The following is a 16,212-nucleotide window of genomic DNA, read 5'->3' as shown; positions in this document are numbered from 1 at the left end:
ATTTTTTTACTTGAAAGAAATACACACCTTTAAAAGCGAATCGCCGACCAGTTGCGCCTCTTTGCCAACAAATGTCAACTTAATAACAAACCGACATATTTGTGGGCGTAGAGTTCATGCGGGCTAAATAGCAACACAGATTCACTTGCACCTAAAACTGTTGCCTTGAAAGAAAAAAGCATGTTGCTGGTTTCTTCTCTGCTTCATTTATCTACCCATAAAACAGGGGATGAGCAGGCGACGAAAATTACTTTTAAAAAGTAGAACGGACTGTATCAGAGGGACGAAGCCAGATCGTCAAAAAATTGTCAACAATTGCTAATTAATTGTTGAATTAACACACTCATAAACGGCAATTGTTAACGATTGAAACATCGCCAGTTTTTACGCATGTAAACATTTATTTGTTGACACAAAACGGGTAGAAATTTGCAGAGAAAAAATGTTTCCATGAGGCATTTTTCTATCTCGATGAGATAACAAAAACACCTACATTGCCGCTGCAAAATTAGTTTCCGAATGGAAATTTTTTTGGAGAAAAAATCAGCACTGACTTTATGGCTCAAGCGATGCATCGAGCTTGAGCCTGCCTGCTTATATGCCCTGAAAGACGAAAGGCTGGGCCGGAACAAAGCTGCCGCTGACTTCGCCTGAATATGTGTGCGATTGATGCGGCCCCAGATCCAGTTTCTGCACACGCCCCGTCTCTTTCGAGAAATCGACTTTCCTGATATCGACCCAGAATGTATTCGGCGTCATCGCTGATTCAAAGAAATAGAGTTTGCGCTTGTGATCAAACACGGTGCGCCAGCGGGTCGATGAAATCTCTGGCTGATCCGGTGTCGCAATGCCCAGCGGCACAGATACATTTCGTATGACACTGAAGACGCTGGCCAGGCTTTCATCAGGCGTGGATTTTTGCGGAATCGCATTCACGTAAAAAGAAGCTCGCGCAAAACGGTCAGATGCCCGATTCGTACCCGGCAACATGACGGTGCCACCTATCTGCTGCCAGTAGCTATTCAACGCAAGTTGCTGATCATAAGTCGGTGAATTGGTCATGACCTGATACTGGCGACCATGATGGATCACTTGCTTGCCGTTGATATATTCAAACACCGCACTGTCGCCGCTGGCGTCGGAGATAGCCAAGTGCAAGGTAGTCAGGCGCTGCTGACCCGGCACATTGTCAGTGACCAGCGTAAACGGTTCCTTCTCGAGCACTGCCACCGCTTCCGCCACACTGGAAAAATTATCCAGCACGTATTGCGTCCATGCAGCAATCGTCAGGCCCGGTTTACTGCTCGCTTCATACTTTGGATACTGCGATTCCGTCAGCCACAAGACGCCCGCATACAAACCTGCTTCATTCACACCATCGGTGGTGGATACATCATAAGCAGTCGTCACAACCGAACCATACTTCGCCGTCCAGCGCAGCGAATTAGGCCCGACCTCACCGTTACGCTCCATACCGCGCGGCAGGATGTAGAGGTTGCTGCCTATATCGTATTTCCAGTCCATGGAACGGGCCGTGACCACGTTGCCGTCCTGTCCCAGATAAACGAAGCGCGTACACGCATAACTATGCATAGGTGCTGCGAACAAGCTGAGCGCGCACAGCTGCACTGTCAATTTTCGCCACTGCCTGAACCGGAATCCCATAAGACCTCCTGTAGAAATGGAAAGTGCAACGTCTGTCTGGTGACAAGCGTCAATATAACCGGTAATCAGGAGATACGAATTTCAGGAATACAGACAGCAAGCACCCACAGGTTTATGGGTGCTGCTCAGGCTAGTGATGTGATACGGGTTTCAGGACATGTGCAGCGCAGGCACAGCCTCCTCAAACTCATGCTTTTTTTTATTGATAGCGACATCCAGATCCGGCCGCTGTATGCCATTCTTCGCCGCCACCACTTCAGCCATGATGCTGATAGCGATTTCCGATGGTGTTTTGCTGCCTATATAAATACCGACCGGGCCATGCAGGCGCGCCAGGTTTTCACCACTGAGTTCGAAATGCTCAGCCAGGCGTTCCCGACGTGCCGTATTGTTGCGTCGGCTGCCGATGGCACCGACATAGAAGGCCGGACTAACCAGCGCTTCCATCAAAGCCAAATCATCCAGCTTGGGATCGTGCGTCAACGCGATGACGCAGGTGCGCTGATCTGGTTTCATCTCGTGCACTGCGTCGTCCGGCATGCCTTCGACAAAGCGTACATTCGGCACACTCCAGCCGCGTCTGTATTCATCACGCGGATCGCATACCGTCACGGAGAAGCCACTGAAGACTGCCATCGTCGCAAGGTACTCCGTCAATTGTCCGGCACCGATCAGCAACATGCGGTAGCCGGGTCCGAATACAGCTTTCATCGCGAACTTGGTAACCGCCAGGGCCGATGGCCGGTCAGCCGGAGCCAACGCTACCGCCCCACTGACCAGATCCACTGTCCGCTGCACCAGCGCACCCGATTCCAGCTGGCTGACAAGTTGTTCGAGTGGCAGTGCATCCGGATTAAATTCCAGCAGCAACTCCAGCGTCCCGCCGCAAGGCAAACCGAAGCGATGTGCTTCATCGGCCGACAAGCCATAGCAATCCCACTGTGGCCGCCGCGCCTGTCCTTTATCCGTGACGAAAGCTTCCCTGCTCGTGAAGCGCGTGATCAGGTCATCCTCGATACAACCACCAGAAACCGACCCGACCACACTGCCCGTCTCGCACAATGCCATCAGCGAACCAACCGGGCGCGGTGAAGCGCCCCAGGTTCGCGTCACGGTTGCCAGCACTGCGTTCCTGCCTTGCAAACGCCAGTCACGCAAGGTGCGCAATACGATCAGGTCGAGGTTCTCCATCATGACTCCTTAACCGCCCAGATAGGCGCGACGAATTTCAGGATTGGAACGCATTTCAGCAGACGTACCTTGCGTCACGATATGACCGTTCTCCAACAGATAAGCACGATCACACATGGCAAGCGCAGCGTAGGCATTCTGTTCGACGATGAGTACCGTCGTGCCTTCCTTGTTGATTTCCTGGATCAGGCTAAAGATTTGCTCAACGATATTCGGTGCAAGTCCGAGTGATGGTTCGTCAAACATGACCAGCCGTGGCCGCGACATCAGCGCACGTGCGATTGCCAGCATTTGCTGCTCGCCGCCGGACAAGGTGCCCGCCACTTGCTGTATGCGCTCGCGCAAACGCGGGAACTTGTCGAACATGCGCTCCATATCGTCACGCACCTGCGGCTTGTCCTTGCGTCGGTAGGCACCCATCTCCATGTTTTCGCGCACGGTCAGCTGCGGGAAGACGCGTCGCCCTTCCGGGCAATGCGAGATACCGTGATCGATGACTTCGGCCGGTGACGCACCAGAAACCAGATGACCATCCATGCGTATGCTGCCATGTGCCAGTGGCTCCAGTCCGTTGATGGCGCGCAGCGTGGTCGATTTGCCCGCGCCATTGGCACCGATCAGGGTAACGATCTCGCCCTCGTTGACTTCCAGCGAGATTTTGTTGATGCCGGTAGTGGCACCATAGCGCACGGTGATTTCTTCAATTTTCAGCATGTTCAATCCCCGATCCAAGATAGGCGCGAATGACTTCAGGGTCATTCTGAATTTCAGATGGCGAACCGGTGGCGATCAGGCGGCCGTAGTTAAGCACCACAATGTGATCCGAGATAGACATCACCATGTGCATGTCATGCTCGACCAGTAGCACGGTGACGCCGCCCTGCCCTATGCGCCTGACCATTTCCTTGAAGGCTTCGGTTTCCGATGGGTTCAGCCCCGCTGCCGGTTCATCCAGCAGCAGCACTTTCGGCTTGGCTGCCAGTGCAAGTCCGACACCTAACAAGCGCTGCTCGCCGTATGACAGATTGGAAGCCAGCGTATTCGCCCGTGCACTGAGGCCGAGGAAGGCGATCAGGTCGTGTGCCTGCGCCTGCAAGTCTGCTTCTTCCTTACGGAATTTATGCGTACGCAACAGCGATTGCAACACGCCACACTCACCCTTCAGATGCAGCGCAGTGAGTATGTTCTCCGCCACGGTACACGCTGAAAAAATGCTGGTACGCTGAAAACTGCGCACCAGCCCAAGCGCGGAGATTTGCTCAGGGGCCATGCCGGTTATGTCATGGCCAAATAATTTAACGCGTCCCGAAGTCGGTTTCATGTATCCAGAGATCACGTTGTAGGTAGTGGTTTTGCCCGCGCCGTTCGGACCGATCAGGCTGACGATCTTGCCAGCCGGTACCGCGAAGCTGGCATTGTCGACTGCTGTCAATCCGGCGATGCGCATGGTCACGCCTTCCAGCTCGAGTGCTGGTATCTGCTTGTTCTGGGTCTGAGTAGAATTCATGCTGTTTTCCTCCGCACGACAGGTGTTTGCTCTTGCACAGGGCGGGATGAATAGCGACGCAGCAGGTTACCGGCTGACGGCACCACACCTTTAGGCATGAAGACCAGGACTGCAATCATCAGCACGCCATAAATCATCCACTGGATTTCCGGCGACACGACGCCACGCAGCACTTCCGGCAACAAACCAAACAACAAGCCACCAACTACCGGCCCTGCCAGCGTGCCCTTGCCACCGACGATGACCATGATGACCATCATGATGGTGAACATAAACATGAAGACATCCGGATCAATAATCCGCACCGTATGTGCATACAGTCCACCAGCTGCACCGGCGATACCCGCAGCAAAGACAGTGGCGATACCCAGATAGTGGGTCACGCGTATGCCGACCGAACGCGCCAGCACTTCGTTCTCACGCAAGGCAATCATGGCGCGACCGATACGGCTATGCACCAGCGCTGCGACCAGCAAGTAAGCGACAACGGCCACTGCCAATACCAGCCAATAGGTCGACAACTTGGTCGAGAGATCGATCACCCCTTCACCCGGCACCCACATCGTCAAAGCCGGGATGTTGTTCAAGGCCATCGGTCCTTCGGTCAGATCTACCCAGTTGAGTGCCACCATGCGCATCACTTGCGCAAAGCTGATGGTGACGATCACGAAGTAAGCGCCGCGTACGCGGAATGCCAGCTTGCCGAGCAACCAGCCTGCGACCGCAGCGAATGCAATACCGCAAACAAAGGCCAGCCATACCGGCTTCGGCGTCACCACCAGCGGCTCCGTCATACCCCACAACGTGACATCAAAGCCCAGTGACAGCAGCGAGGTGGTGTACGCCCCCAGGCCGAAGAACGCCACATGACCGAGGCTCAGTTGCCCGGTATAACCGAGCAGCAGATTCAGGCTGATCGCGGCGATGATGAAAATGCCGACCGAAGCCACCACCGACAGCAGGTATGGATCCGGCCAGATCAAAGGCAACAGCGCCAGCGCCAGGACTGAAATACAAAAAGTCATTTTCTTTTTCATGATCAACCCACCCTTTCCCTGATGGTGAACAAACCTTGTGGACGGAAAATCATGACCGCAAGAATGACGAGGAAGCCCAATGCATCGCGATAAGCGGTAGAGATGTATCCGGCACCGAACTCTTCAACGATGGCGAGGATGAAGCCACCCAGTGCAGCACCCGGCAGATTGCCCAGTCCGCCCAGGATGACAATCGCAAACGCTTTCAGGCTGGCGAGATCACCCATGGTCGGCGTCACCACAAACACTGGTGCCAGCAAGGCACCCGCTACGGAAGCCAGGCACGAACCCAGCGCAAAGGTCAGCGTGTAGATGTGCGATACATTCACGCCGACGATTTTTGCCGCATCCTTATCCTGGAAGGTGGCACGCATCGCCAGACCCAGACGCGAACGTTCGATCAGCAGGTAGAAGATCACCAGTAAGGCGACAGCTGTCACCAGTACAAACAGACGGATAGGTGATACCGAGATCGCGCCCCAGACTATCGGCTCCTGGCTGAATGGAGATGGCACCGATTTAGCGACACCGCCCCACATCAGCAACTCCGCGTTCTGCATAATGATCATCACGCCTATCATGATCAGCATGACTTCATCGATCGCCTTCAGGTCACGACGACGCAGCAAGAAGTATTCGATGGCAGTGCCGAACAGGAAGCCGACGATGGCAGCGACCAGCAAGGAAGCAAAGAAATTCATGCCGAACATGGCGACCACGCCATAAGCGACATACGCACCGAGTGCATAAAGCTCACCATGCGCAAAGTTCACCACCCGCATGATCCCGAAGATCAGGGTCAGGCCGATCCCGAGCAAGGCGTACGTCGAGCCAAGCACAAGCGCGTTTAACGTATGCTGTAATAATTGGTCCATAGGTATCCTTCGGCAGGGGGTGTTCAGCAAGCTGTCACGCCCACCCCGCGTATAGGTGGAAAATAAGCGGGCCGCTACACTCAGCCCGTACGCTAGGTCTTATTCGACGGCGTTGTCCACGCGCGTCATTTAACCGATACCTGGCCGTCCTTCAGTTCGACCACATAGACGTTCGGTGCCGCCTGCCCGCTTTCCTTACCGGCCGGACCTTCCTTGCCGAAGGCGATATCGCCATTCGCGCCCTGTACTTGTACCTTCCACAGCGCATCACGGATGGCTGTAGGTTCTGCCTTGCCCGAAACACGGATCGCTTCGGCGATCGTCAGGATCGCGTCGAAACCACGGAAGCCCTCGGTCTGGCCAGCGAATTCCAGGCCACGCGCTTTCCAGCCATCCATGAATGCCTTGGCAATCGCAGGATGTTTCGCACGCTCTGGTGCCCACGGGGCAAAGAACAGGAGATGCTGGCTGACATAACCTTTAGGGCCAGGTGTCTTCAGCAGTGGCTCAGGAAAGGAACCGCCGGTCGTGATGATGCGTTGTGGCAGACGCTGTTCACCAGCCTGGCGGATCGCCAGTGTCAGTTGTTCGATGCCCGACGTCACGATGACGGTATCGGAACCGCTACCTTTCAATGCAGCGAGCTGTGCCGACAGATCGGTCATATCAGGTGTCATGGTTTCGGTACGACCGATGGCGATACCTTTGGCTTCCAGCATTTTTTTGAATTCAACCGCGGCACCCAGGCCCCAGTCATTATTCACAGCGAGGAAATCAACTTTCTTGATAGCCGGGCTGTAGCTGTCGATCAGCTTGGCAAAGGCCTTGGCTTCCATCGCCGAAGTAGGACTGGTGCGGAATACCCAAGGATTGCCTGCAGTGGTGATCTTGCTCGATGACGCAGTCTCTACCACCATAGGGACGCCGTATTCCATCAGCTTAGGCATGACGGCGAGTGTGAAGGTCGAGCTCCATGCGCCCATCAGGACCGGCACTTTGTCTTTCAAAATCAGTTTCTCTACCGAGTTGACTGCTTCACGCGGATTGGATTTGTTGTCCTCGATCACCAGCTGCAGCTTTTTGCCCAGCACGCCACCGTTCTGGTTGACGTAGTCGGCCGCAATGCGTGCGCCGTTGGTGACGTAGGTGCCGGAAGCCGCGACCGGGCCGGTCAGTGGTTCGCTGACGCCGATCTTGATGGTTTCCTGCGCATAGGCAGATGTAGCGGTGAGCATGGCGAAGCCAAGAGAGGCGGCCCATGATTTTGAAGTTTGCCAGTTCATAGTAAATATCCTTAGTGTCCGAAGTGAGTGAATATCTGATTGATCAGTTCAGAGTGTGGGTTCAGTGCGATTAATTGCGGCGACTGGAAAACAAACCAGCCAGCCACGCTTTAAGTAGGGTCCAGAGGTCTATCGACGACGTATCTCTTTGCGCTGCGCGCGGTTTGGCCGGAGCGGCGGCCGCCATATCGGCGACCCCGCTGCCGTGTACGTCGCTCGCGCTTACCGGTTGTGGCAGGCGCGCCTGCAGGTTCTCGGCGAATTGTTTGGTCAGCTGTTCAGCCAGTGCGCGGACTATGCCTTCGCGGCTGAATTGTGCGAGTGAGCCGGTGATGCTGTGATCTACCTTGACCTGCACATCGGTGCCACCGCCTGCGGCTGAGCTGACGGTAAAACTGGCTTCGCCTTTGACGCGGCTATTGCTGCGCGCATCGACTGCCGTGCCGATGATGGCGCCGCTGTTCGATGCTTCATCCAGATTCAGGCGTCCCTGTCCGGCAAAGCTGGCCGCGATGGGACCGAGCTTGACCTTGAACAACAAAGGTATCGATCCTTCTTCGGTCGCTGTCGCCTCTTTATTAATAGATGCACCGGGCAGGCAATCGACCAGCAATTCGATATCGTGGAAAGCTTTCCACACGGAGTCGGTCGGTGCTGCGATATGAAAGGATTGTTCAAGCTGCATGAGTGATCTCCTGAGATGAAACGGTTGAGTCGCGTTCGCGCAGCACACGCTGGATCGCGCGCACAATGCCGAAGTAACCGGTGCAGCGGCACAGATTGCCCGCCAATTCTTCACGTATCCTGTCCTCATCGGCTTCAGGCAAACGCAATACGATGTCGCGTGCTGTCATCAACATGCCGGGCGTGCAATAACCGCACTGCAATGCATGCTCGGCGGAGAACGCCGCGCGCAGCCTGGCCATTAAAGGGTCATCATCAAACGCTTCCAGCGTCCGTATCTGCTTGCCTTCAAAGCGTTTCGCCGATTGCAGGCAACTACGTTGCGGTGCGCCATCCACTTCGATGGTGCAGGCGCCACATACACCCTGCTCGCAACCGACGTGCGTCGCGGTCAGGCCGCAGTGGTCACGCAAGGCATCAGCCAGGTGGGTTCGTGGTTGCAGGGTCAGCTGGTAGCAACGGTCGTTGACAGTCAGCTCCACAGCGGTGGTTTCCACCGCCGGAAATGCTATTGGTAATGCGCTCATCGTGTTTTCCCCATATCCAATGCCACTAACCTCAACATCTCCATCAAGGTGTGGCGACGATCAAGTTCCAGCTCGGGCGCAGCCTGCCGCACGATCTGTTCACGTACTGCGCCTTGCAGCAATTCAGTCATCAGGCCCGCTCTTTCGACGACGAAGGGTGCGCCGTCCAGCGCGCCGATCACTACCCGTTCGGTACCGTCGCTGCTGTCGCGGATGCCTGAAGTCATCGCATGCGACAGTTCACCGGTCTTGCGACATAGCTTGCGATACGACCACTGCATAGTGTTAGTACGCTTGGGTACACTGACGGCCACCAGGATTTCACCGTCGACCAGTTGGGTTTCATAAGCGGAGGTCATGAAATCGCGTGCCGCGATATCGCGCTGACCGGACGGGCCGAGTACATGCAGCGTCGCGCCCAGCAAAGGCATGGTGCTGATCCAGTCAGCGGCAGGATCGGCGTGGCACAGGCTGCCACCGAGGGTGCCGCGATTGCGGACTGCACGGTAGGCAATCCCGCGTGCGACGTAAGGCATCAGGCCCTGGCTAGGGTCAGGTACGCGCTGGTCTTCGATCGCGGCGTGGGTAGTCATCGCACCGAAACGTATCGCGTCGCCGGTATCGGTGACGGCGCGCAGCGATTCAAAGGCATCGAGATCCAGCAAGGATTCCGGTTGCGCCAAACGCAGATTCAGCATCGCACCGAGCGACTGGCAACCTGCGACCGGTTTGCTGCCCCAGCCGTTTTCTGCCAGCTGCGCAGAGGCCTGCGCGAGGTCGTCGGCCTTGATCAGGCTATATGCGGAAGGTTTCATGCTTGTGCTCCTTGCGCTGCGGCGATGGCTTCCAGTACGCGGCGCGGGTTGGCCGGGCACTGCAATAGTTCAGCTCCCAGGTCATACAGCGCATCGTTGATGCCGTTGATGATGGCAGCCGGTGGCGCAATCGCACCGCCCTCGCCTATGCCTTTTTGTCCGTACTTGCTGTTCGGACTTGGGGTTTCCATATGCAGCATCTTGAGCGGCGGCATTTCACCGGCACCCGGCAACAGGTAATCCTGCAGCGTCGATGCCAGGGGCTGGCCTTCACTATCGAATGGCATTTCTTCATACAAGGCCGTGCCTATACCCTGTGCCAGGCCACCATATATCTGGCCTTCGACGATGAGCGGATTCAGCAACACGCCGCCGTCTTCGCAAATGACGTAATCGAGGATGGCGACATGACCGGTAGCGGTATCGACTTCAACCAGACAGGTATGACAGGCATAGCTGAAGGTACCGGCGTCCGGCATCATCTTGTAACCGGCTACCACTTCAAGTCCACCCGGATCGACTGCGCCGACTGGCAGCTTTTGCGGTGCGCGGTACCAGGTGTGCGCGATCTCGGACAAAGGCAAACGTTTGACGCTGTCTTGCACACCGACCGTGCCGTCTTTCAAAGTGATGAGGCTGGCATCGGTATCGAGCAAGACACCGGCCATGACTTTGATGCGTTCGGCCAGCTGTTCGCAGGCGGTACCGACTGCACCACCGGCCATCACCGCGCAACGCGAACCCCAGGTACCGGTCGAATAAGGTGTCATGCCGGTGTCGCCGTGTATCACACGGACTTTGGCGATATCGATACCGAGTACGGTATGCGCGACCTGCGCCATCGAAGTCTCCAGTCCCTGACCGTGCGAATGCACACCGATGCGCAATTCAAGTATGCCGTCAGGTGTAAAACGTGCCGTGCATTGTTCGTAGCCCGGCACCATAGGGATACCCCAACCGTGATAAACCGAAGTACCGTGCGCACCTTGTTCACAGAACACCGCCATACCGAGGCCGAGACGCTTCTGCGTCGGATCGCTGCCATTTGCAGCGTGCCGTTCTTTCTGACGCGCGCGGCAGCCGTCCCAGTCGATCGCTTCGACCGCCTTATTCATGCAAGTCGTGTAATCGCCGGAGTCGAATAATTTGTTGGTGATGTTTGCGTAAGGCATGGCCGCTGCTGGCACCAAACTTTTGGCGCGCAATACATGCGGTTCTATGCCCAACTCACGCGCTGCGATATCCAGCATGACTTCCAGCGCAAAGCAGACGCCGGTACGCGCCACACCGCGATACGGCAGGATAGGAGGCTTGTTGGTCGCAGCAGAACGGGTGCGGCAAACAAAGCTATCCATTACATAAGGGCCAGGCAGGATGGAGCCGATCTGTGCCGCTTCTAGGCAGGCGCTGAATGGATACGATGAGTAAGCACCGGAATCGACGACTGCATCACAACGTATGCCGGCCAGACGTCCGTCCCTGGTGACGTCGACGCTAAGGTCATAGCCGTGTTCACGGCAGTTGGCATTCGCAGTTAGTTGTTCACGTCTGTCTTCCAGCCAGCGGATAGGACGTTTCAATTGTATCGCCAGCCAGGCGCAGCAGATTTCTTCCGGCAGCAAGATACCCTTGTAACCAAAGCCGCCACCGACATCCGGCGAGATGACGCGTATCTGTCCTTCGTCCAGACCCAGGCATTCAGCCAGGCCGGTGCGATTGATGTGCGGTACTTGTGCGGCCGAGTACATGATCAGCTGGTCGACACGGGTATCCCAGAAGCACAGCACGGCACGACCTTCCATCGGTGCCATACATTGGCGCGCCATGCGCAACTTGCGGCTGACACTGTGCACTGCCTCATCGGTAGCACTGACGCGTTTATCTATATTGGTTTCGGCAAAGACGTTTTCGCTCCAGTCATCATGTACGCGTGTATCGCTTTGCAGCGTGCCGTACATATCTGCCATCACCGGCAGTTCCTGGTAATCCACGAATACACTGGCTGCGATATCTTCCGCCTGTGCGCGATCCGGCGCGATGCAGGCTGCGACCAGTTCACCGACGTGGCGTACTTTGTCTTGCGCAAGTGGATATTGTGCCGAGAGTTTGAAACCGGGCAATGAGGATGCCGCGACGATGGGACGCACACCAGTCATGTCTGCCATCGTGTAGACCAGATGCTCCACGCCTTGCGGCTTCTCGATTTGTCCGAGACGGGCATGCGCCACGGGTGAGCGTACGAATGCGACTTCGAGCATATCCGGCATACGCATATCGCCGACATATTTGCCCTGACCCAATAAGAGTCGCTTGTCTTCCTTGCGCAGTACTTCGCGACCAATTCCTTGATCGGTACCGGCTTGCGTGAGCAGCTCGGGCATCACCAGATCATTCATCGATATCTCCTGAACGTTGCCGGGAACTGAAATTAAATTCATATTCCCTGCATCTCCAATAATTATGTGGCATACCACATTTATGTTGTTATGTGTGATTCATTTTTGCGTTACGAGCATGAATTATTTTTCACCTCCTATGCGCTGTACTACGATTTTATTTCAGAGTGCCGCTAATCGACCGGGCACTGTGCAACTCTCGTGATACTGAATACCAAACATCAACTTAAATGCGCTTTTTCAAGCCAGGTCCACATACTTCAAACTTACCGAATACCTTTAGCAACGACCATGCCAACTACACAGACATGTCAGGCAAAGAACAAGTTAAGCAATTGATTTTAATAAACAATATCAAATTTCAATTTATGTGGTACAGCACATTTATTGGACTTTAATCAAGCAAGGTTCTTGAATAAATACCGATATTTGCTGTTGTACATGAAAATCACACGCTTTGCATCAAATTGGAAAAAATTTGTTTCAAAAAGGTGCAACAACAACGACACTTGCGCACTACTTTGTATCTCTTCAAACTTTCAGCGAGCAACTAACTCAGTACAACAACATGCTCACACTGCGATTACTCATGACGACAACAAACGTGAGTCATCATCTCAAAGCAAATGAGAAATTGCACGCTGCAGTGCAATGCAGCGCATTTTGAAAAACAGAAAAATATTAACGGGCTTTGAGTAAAGGCACACGATCAGTGGCCTCCGATTCAACCAGTCGCACCATCAGCAATATAAACAGCTGACGTTCTTCCGGCGACAGATTCTCTATAGTGCGGTCATGCGCGCGCTGTACGGCAGGACGCATCTTCTTTACCAGCGCACGTCCCTTGCGCGACAGCTTGACGTACTTCACACGCTTGTCGTGTTCAGACTGGCTGCGCACAATCAACTCACGCTGCTCCAGGCGCGGCAAGACTTCGGCCACACTGGTGCGCTCCAGTCCAATATGGTGCGCCAATGAATTCTGATCCAGTTCGCCGTACTCTTCCAGTGCAGTCAACAGGCTGTATTGCACAGGCGTGATGTTGTGTTCCAGCGTCTCTTCCGTGAACAAGGCACTATGGATCTGGTGCAGGCGGCGTATCAAAAACCCGGGACGGGTAAATAACAGGGAACGCGCCTGGACTGACTCCATATCGCTCATCAGAGAGGGAAAAGCTGCTTCTTCAATCTTATTCATGAATGGTCGGTATATAAGGGAACAGGATGGAATCCGGTATGCCACAAATCAGGAGTATATGTGAATCCACAACAAAAACGGCAATAAAAATATATCATAAATGTGGTGCACCACATTTATTTAAAGTTGGCATAGAATATGCGGTGCACCACATATTATTTAACTTAAAGGAGTTGCCATGAATCATATTCTTCTCAAGGGCGGCCGCGTCATTGATCCCAAGGCCAACCGCGATGGTGTATTCGATATATTGATCAAGGATGACGTCATAGCCGCAATCGATCGTGACATCACGCCTCCGGATAGTAAGACAACAGTAGTGGATTGCCGCGACAAACTGGTCACCCCAGGCCTGATCGATACGCATGGCCATGTATACCAGGGCGTAACCGGTCGCTTCGGCCTCAATGCTGATATGTGCGGCGTGTATTCAGGTGTTACCACCATCGTCGACCAGGGTGGTGCCAGCTGCATTACCCTGCCCGGCTTCCGCCAATATGTGATCGAGCCATCGAAAACCCGCGTGCTCTCGTATATGTCGGCCTATCTGGTCGGTGGGCTGGAAGGACACTTCTATCCTGAGCTGTATCGCCCTGATTGCCTGGATGTAGAAGCAACCGTTACCGCAGCCAAAAAGAATAGCGACATCGTGCGCGGCCTGAAGGCACACGCAGAAGTTGGCGGCTTTGCACGTTGGGGCGTCGATGTGATGCGCATCGCATCGCAGATCGGACGCGAAGCTGCACTGCCTGTCTATATACACTTTGGTCAACTGTGGCCGAAACCGGAGGACGGCGGCTCACCGGTCAATCCGGACAGCATCTTCAATCAGGTCGTCGATATGCTCAAACCCGGCGACATCCTGGCCCATCCGTTCAGCCGCCATCCGGGTGGCTTCGTCGAAGTCAACGGCTCCATCCACCCTATGGTGAAAGAAGCGATCGCGCGCGGCCTCAAGATAGACGTCGGCCACGGCTCGCACTTCAGCTTCAAAACCGCGCGCATCGTGCTCGACGCCGGCGTCATTCCGGATACCCTGGGCGCAGACATGCACGGTTACAACACCATCGTACCGCCACCGGCTGGCACACCCAACTGGCATCCGGATGAAAGCGTGCACATCTTCAAGGGTAACGAGCGCTTCAGCCTGGTTTCGGCGATGAGCAGCATGCTGGCCGTCGGCCTGCCACTCAACCATGTGGTAGCAATGGTCACCAGCAATGCCGCCAAACTGGCAGGCATGGAAGATGAAATCGGCACCCTCAAAGTAGGTGGCGTAGCAGACGTCAGCGTGATGGAAGACCAGCGCGGCCGTTGGGCACTGCACGACAACGAAGGCACACAAGTCATCACCGACCGCATGTTGTTCCCTGTCTGCTGCTATCGCGCGGGTGAGCGTTTCGATTCCAACGCAGCGATACTCCCAGTCGCAAAGGCGGCATGATGGATATCAACCACGCCCCTACCCTGCAAGAAGTCGAGCTGGCCTTCGATGCCTACGAACAGGCTTTAGTCGGTAACGATGTCGCCAAACTCGACGAACTGTTCTGGAACAACGACGCCACGCTGCGTTATGGCGCAACGGAAAACCTGGTCGGCTACGATGCCATCCGTGACTTCCGTTCGCAACGTCCGGCCGCCAACCTGGCACGCACGGTCACCAGCCGACATGTCACCACCTTCGGTACAGACTGCGCAGTCGCCAACATCACCTTCAGCAAAAATGGTGATACACGCATAGGTCGGCAAACCCAGACCTGGGTGAGATTCCCGGATGGCTGGCATGTTGTCGCTGCCCACGTGAGCTGGATGGACGTCAAATGAACATCCCGCTCATGAGTCAGCTACAACCGGATACCGGCGGTGCCTTCCTGACGGAGGCCTATGGCTATGCATTACAGGCGCATCGTCCAGTCAGCAATAATCTGGAAGGCATACGCTTTGCCGTCAAGGATGTATTCGACATCGCAGGTACGCGCACCGGTGCAGGTAATCCGGTCTGGTTCTCCGACCATGAGGTTGCACATAAACATGCAACCGCAGTCGAACGCCTATTGTCCGGCGGTGCCACCTTCGTCGGTAAAACACTAACCGACGAACTCACCTACAGCCTCGCCGGTATCAATGTGCACTACGGCGTGCCACGCAACCCGGCCAGCCCGGATCGCCTACCCGGAGGTTCGTCCTCCGGCTCAGTCGCCGCAGTTGCAGCTGGCCTGGCCGATGTCGCACTAGGTACCGATTGCGGTGGCTCGGTGCGGCTACCGGCAAGCTACTGCGGGGTGTGGGGCATGCGACCTACACATGGCCGACTATCCGGACATGGTTGCCTGGTGCTGGCGCATAGCTTTGATACAGTCGGCTGGTTCGCCCGTAATCTGCAGCACCTGGAGCAAACTTTCTGCGCACTGGCGCATGCAGAAACCACCGACACGGAATCAGTCTTCCTCGCACTCAACGATACTGTCATCAACAATCTGCTAGACCCAGCCGTGCTGCAGGCTTTCAATGAGTTGAAAAGCGAGCAGGCAGATTTTGTACCGGTAACGAGCGCGCTGGAACTGAGTAACTGGGCTGCCGCCTTCCGTACCTTGCAAGCGTCGGAAGCATGGATGGAACACGGCGTCTGGGTATCACGCCACTCAGATGAGCTGGGCGAAGATATCCGTCGCCGCTTCGACATTGCTTCCGGCGTCACCGCCGGGCAAGTCCGTAGCGCGCAACAAATCAGGGTAGCCGCCATCCGTGCGCTGAATCACATCCTCGATGACCAGCATAAAGTCATCGTCATCCCGACCGTACCGACACCTGCGCCACTACTCGCCGCCGATGCTGCTGCAGTCGACGATATACGCATGCGCTCGCAGCAACTGCTATGCATCGCGGGGCTGGCCGGCTTGCCGCAACTCAGCATGCCGTGGATACAGGTCAACGGCGCACCGGTAGGACTATCCATCATCGGTGGCCGTGGTTGCGATGAAATCGTTCTGCATGCAGCGCAACAGTTACAGGCTCGTATTGCAAGTTGAACCTAT

Annotated in this window: 15 protein-coding genes; 3 read left to right on the top strand and 12 right to left on the bottom strand. The window is 55.3% G+C overall.

Going from position 1 to position 16,212, the window contains the following annotated elements:
• Positions 1-594: 594 nt before the first annotated feature.
• The 12 genes from H7U06_RS05475 to H7U06_RS05420 form a co-directional block, all read right to left on the bottom strand.
• Complete coding sequence (locus H7U06_RS05475) at positions 595-1,593, bottom strand: linear amide C-N hydrolase (protein ID WP_254873129.1); 999 nt, start codon at positions 1,591-1,593, stop codon at positions 595-597.
• Between the two features lie 222 nt (positions 1,594-1,815).
• A complete protein-coding gene (locus tag H7U06_RS05470) occupies positions 1,816-2,856 on the bottom strand; it encodes an XdhC family protein (RefSeq protein WP_175625221.1) in 1,041 nt (346 codons plus the stop codon).
• A gap of 9 nt (positions 2,857-2,865) precedes the next feature.
• Positions 2,866-3,570: an ABC transporter ATP-binding protein gene (locus H7U06_RS05465; RefSeq protein WP_175625141.1), complete on the bottom strand. Its 705-nt coding sequence runs from the start codon at positions 3,568-3,570 to the stop codon at positions 2,866-2,868.
• Complete coding sequence (locus H7U06_RS05460; protein ID WP_175625140.1) at positions 3,557-4,363, bottom strand: ABC transporter ATP-binding protein; 807 nt, start codon at positions 4,361-4,363, stop codon at positions 3,557-3,559. Before H7U06_RS05460 ends, H7U06_RS05465 begins: the two co-directional genes overlap by 14 nt.
• Entirely contained in the window at positions 4,360-5,400 is a 1,041-nt protein-coding gene (locus tag H7U06_RS05455) for a branched-chain amino acid ABC transporter permease (protein WP_175625139.1), read from the bottom strand. Before H7U06_RS05455 ends, H7U06_RS05460 begins: the two co-directional genes overlap by 4 nt.
• 2 nt (positions 5,401-5,402) lie before the next feature.
• A complete protein-coding gene (locus H7U06_RS05450) occupies positions 5,403-6,275 on the bottom strand; it encodes a branched-chain amino acid ABC transporter permease (protein WP_175625138.1) in 873 nt (290 codons plus the stop codon).
• 125 nt (positions 6,276-6,400) lie between these two features.
• The gene (locus tag H7U06_RS05445; RefSeq protein WP_175625137.1) at positions 6,401-7,558 is read right to left on the bottom strand and encodes an ABC transporter substrate-binding protein; all 1,158 of its coding nucleotides are present in this window, start codon (positions 7,556-7,558) and stop codon (positions 6,401-6,403) included.
• Positions 7,559-7,628: 70 nt separating this feature from the next.
• Positions 7,629-8,243, bottom strand: coding sequence for an SRPBCC family protein (locus H7U06_RS05440; RefSeq protein ID WP_175625136.1), 615 nt, complete (start codon positions 8,241-8,243; stop codon positions 7,629-7,631).
• Positions 8,233-8,769 carry a (2Fe-2S)-binding protein gene (locus tag H7U06_RS05435; RefSeq protein ID WP_175625135.1) on the bottom strand — a complete coding sequence of 179 codons (537 nt, stop codon included), beginning with the start codon at positions 8,767-8,769 and terminating at the stop codon, positions 8,233-8,235. The genes H7U06_RS05440 and H7U06_RS05435 overlap by 11 nt, the downstream gene beginning before the upstream one ends.
• Positions 8,766-9,584, bottom strand: coding sequence for a xanthine dehydrogenase family protein subunit M (locus tag H7U06_RS05430; protein ID WP_175625134.1), 819 nt, complete (start codon positions 9,582-9,584; stop codon positions 8,766-8,768). The genes H7U06_RS05435 and H7U06_RS05430 overlap by 4 nt, the downstream gene beginning before the upstream one ends.
• Positions 9,581-11,980: a xanthine dehydrogenase family protein molybdopterin-binding subunit gene (locus H7U06_RS05425; RefSeq protein ID WP_217703431.1), complete on the bottom strand. Its 2,400-nt coding sequence runs from the start codon at positions 11,978-11,980 to the stop codon at positions 9,581-9,583. The genes H7U06_RS05430 and H7U06_RS05425 overlap by 4 nt, the downstream gene beginning before the upstream one ends.
• Before the next feature lie 681 nt (positions 11,981-12,661).
• Positions 12,662-13,177: a MarR family winged helix-turn-helix transcriptional regulator gene (locus H7U06_RS05420; RefSeq protein WP_175625133.1), complete on the bottom strand. Its 516-nt coding sequence runs from the start codon at positions 13,175-13,177 to the stop codon at positions 12,662-12,664.
• A gap of 178 nt (positions 13,178-13,355) precedes the next feature.
• Here H7U06_RS05420 and H7U06_RS05415 point away from each other — a divergent pair, with 178 nt between their 5' ends.
• The 3 genes from H7U06_RS05415 to H7U06_RS05405 are packed head-to-tail and all read left to right on the top strand — an operon-like array spanning position 13,356 to position 16,206.
• Positions 13,356-14,621 (top strand): amidohydrolase/deacetylase family metallohydrolase, encoded by a 1,266-nt coding sequence (locus H7U06_RS05415; protein WP_175625132.1) that lies wholly within the window; start codon positions 13,356-13,358, stop codon positions 14,619-14,621.
• The gene (gene hpxZ, locus H7U06_RS05410) at positions 14,618-15,001 is read left to right on the top strand and encodes an oxalurate catabolism protein HpxZ (RefSeq protein ID WP_175625131.1); all 384 of its coding nucleotides are present in this window, start codon (positions 14,618-14,620) and stop codon (positions 14,999-15,001) included. Before H7U06_RS05415 ends, hpxZ begins: the two co-directional genes overlap by 4 nt.
• Positions 14,998-16,206 (top strand): amidase, encoded by a 1,209-nt coding sequence (locus H7U06_RS05405; protein WP_254873128.1) that lies wholly within the window; start codon positions 14,998-15,000, stop codon positions 16,204-16,206. Before hpxZ ends, H7U06_RS05405 begins: the two co-directional genes overlap by 4 nt.
• Positions 16,207-16,212: the final 6 nt, after the last annotated feature.

It is taken from the genome of Herminiimonas sp. Marseille-P9896 (genome assembly GCF_903993245.1).
Classification (GTDB): Bacteria; Pseudomonadota; Gammaproteobacteria; order Burkholderiales; family Burkholderiaceae_D; genus Oxalicibacterium; species Oxalicibacterium contaminans.
Note: the sequence above shows the minus strand (reverse complement) of the source record. Positions and strands in the feature narration are given on the sequence as shown.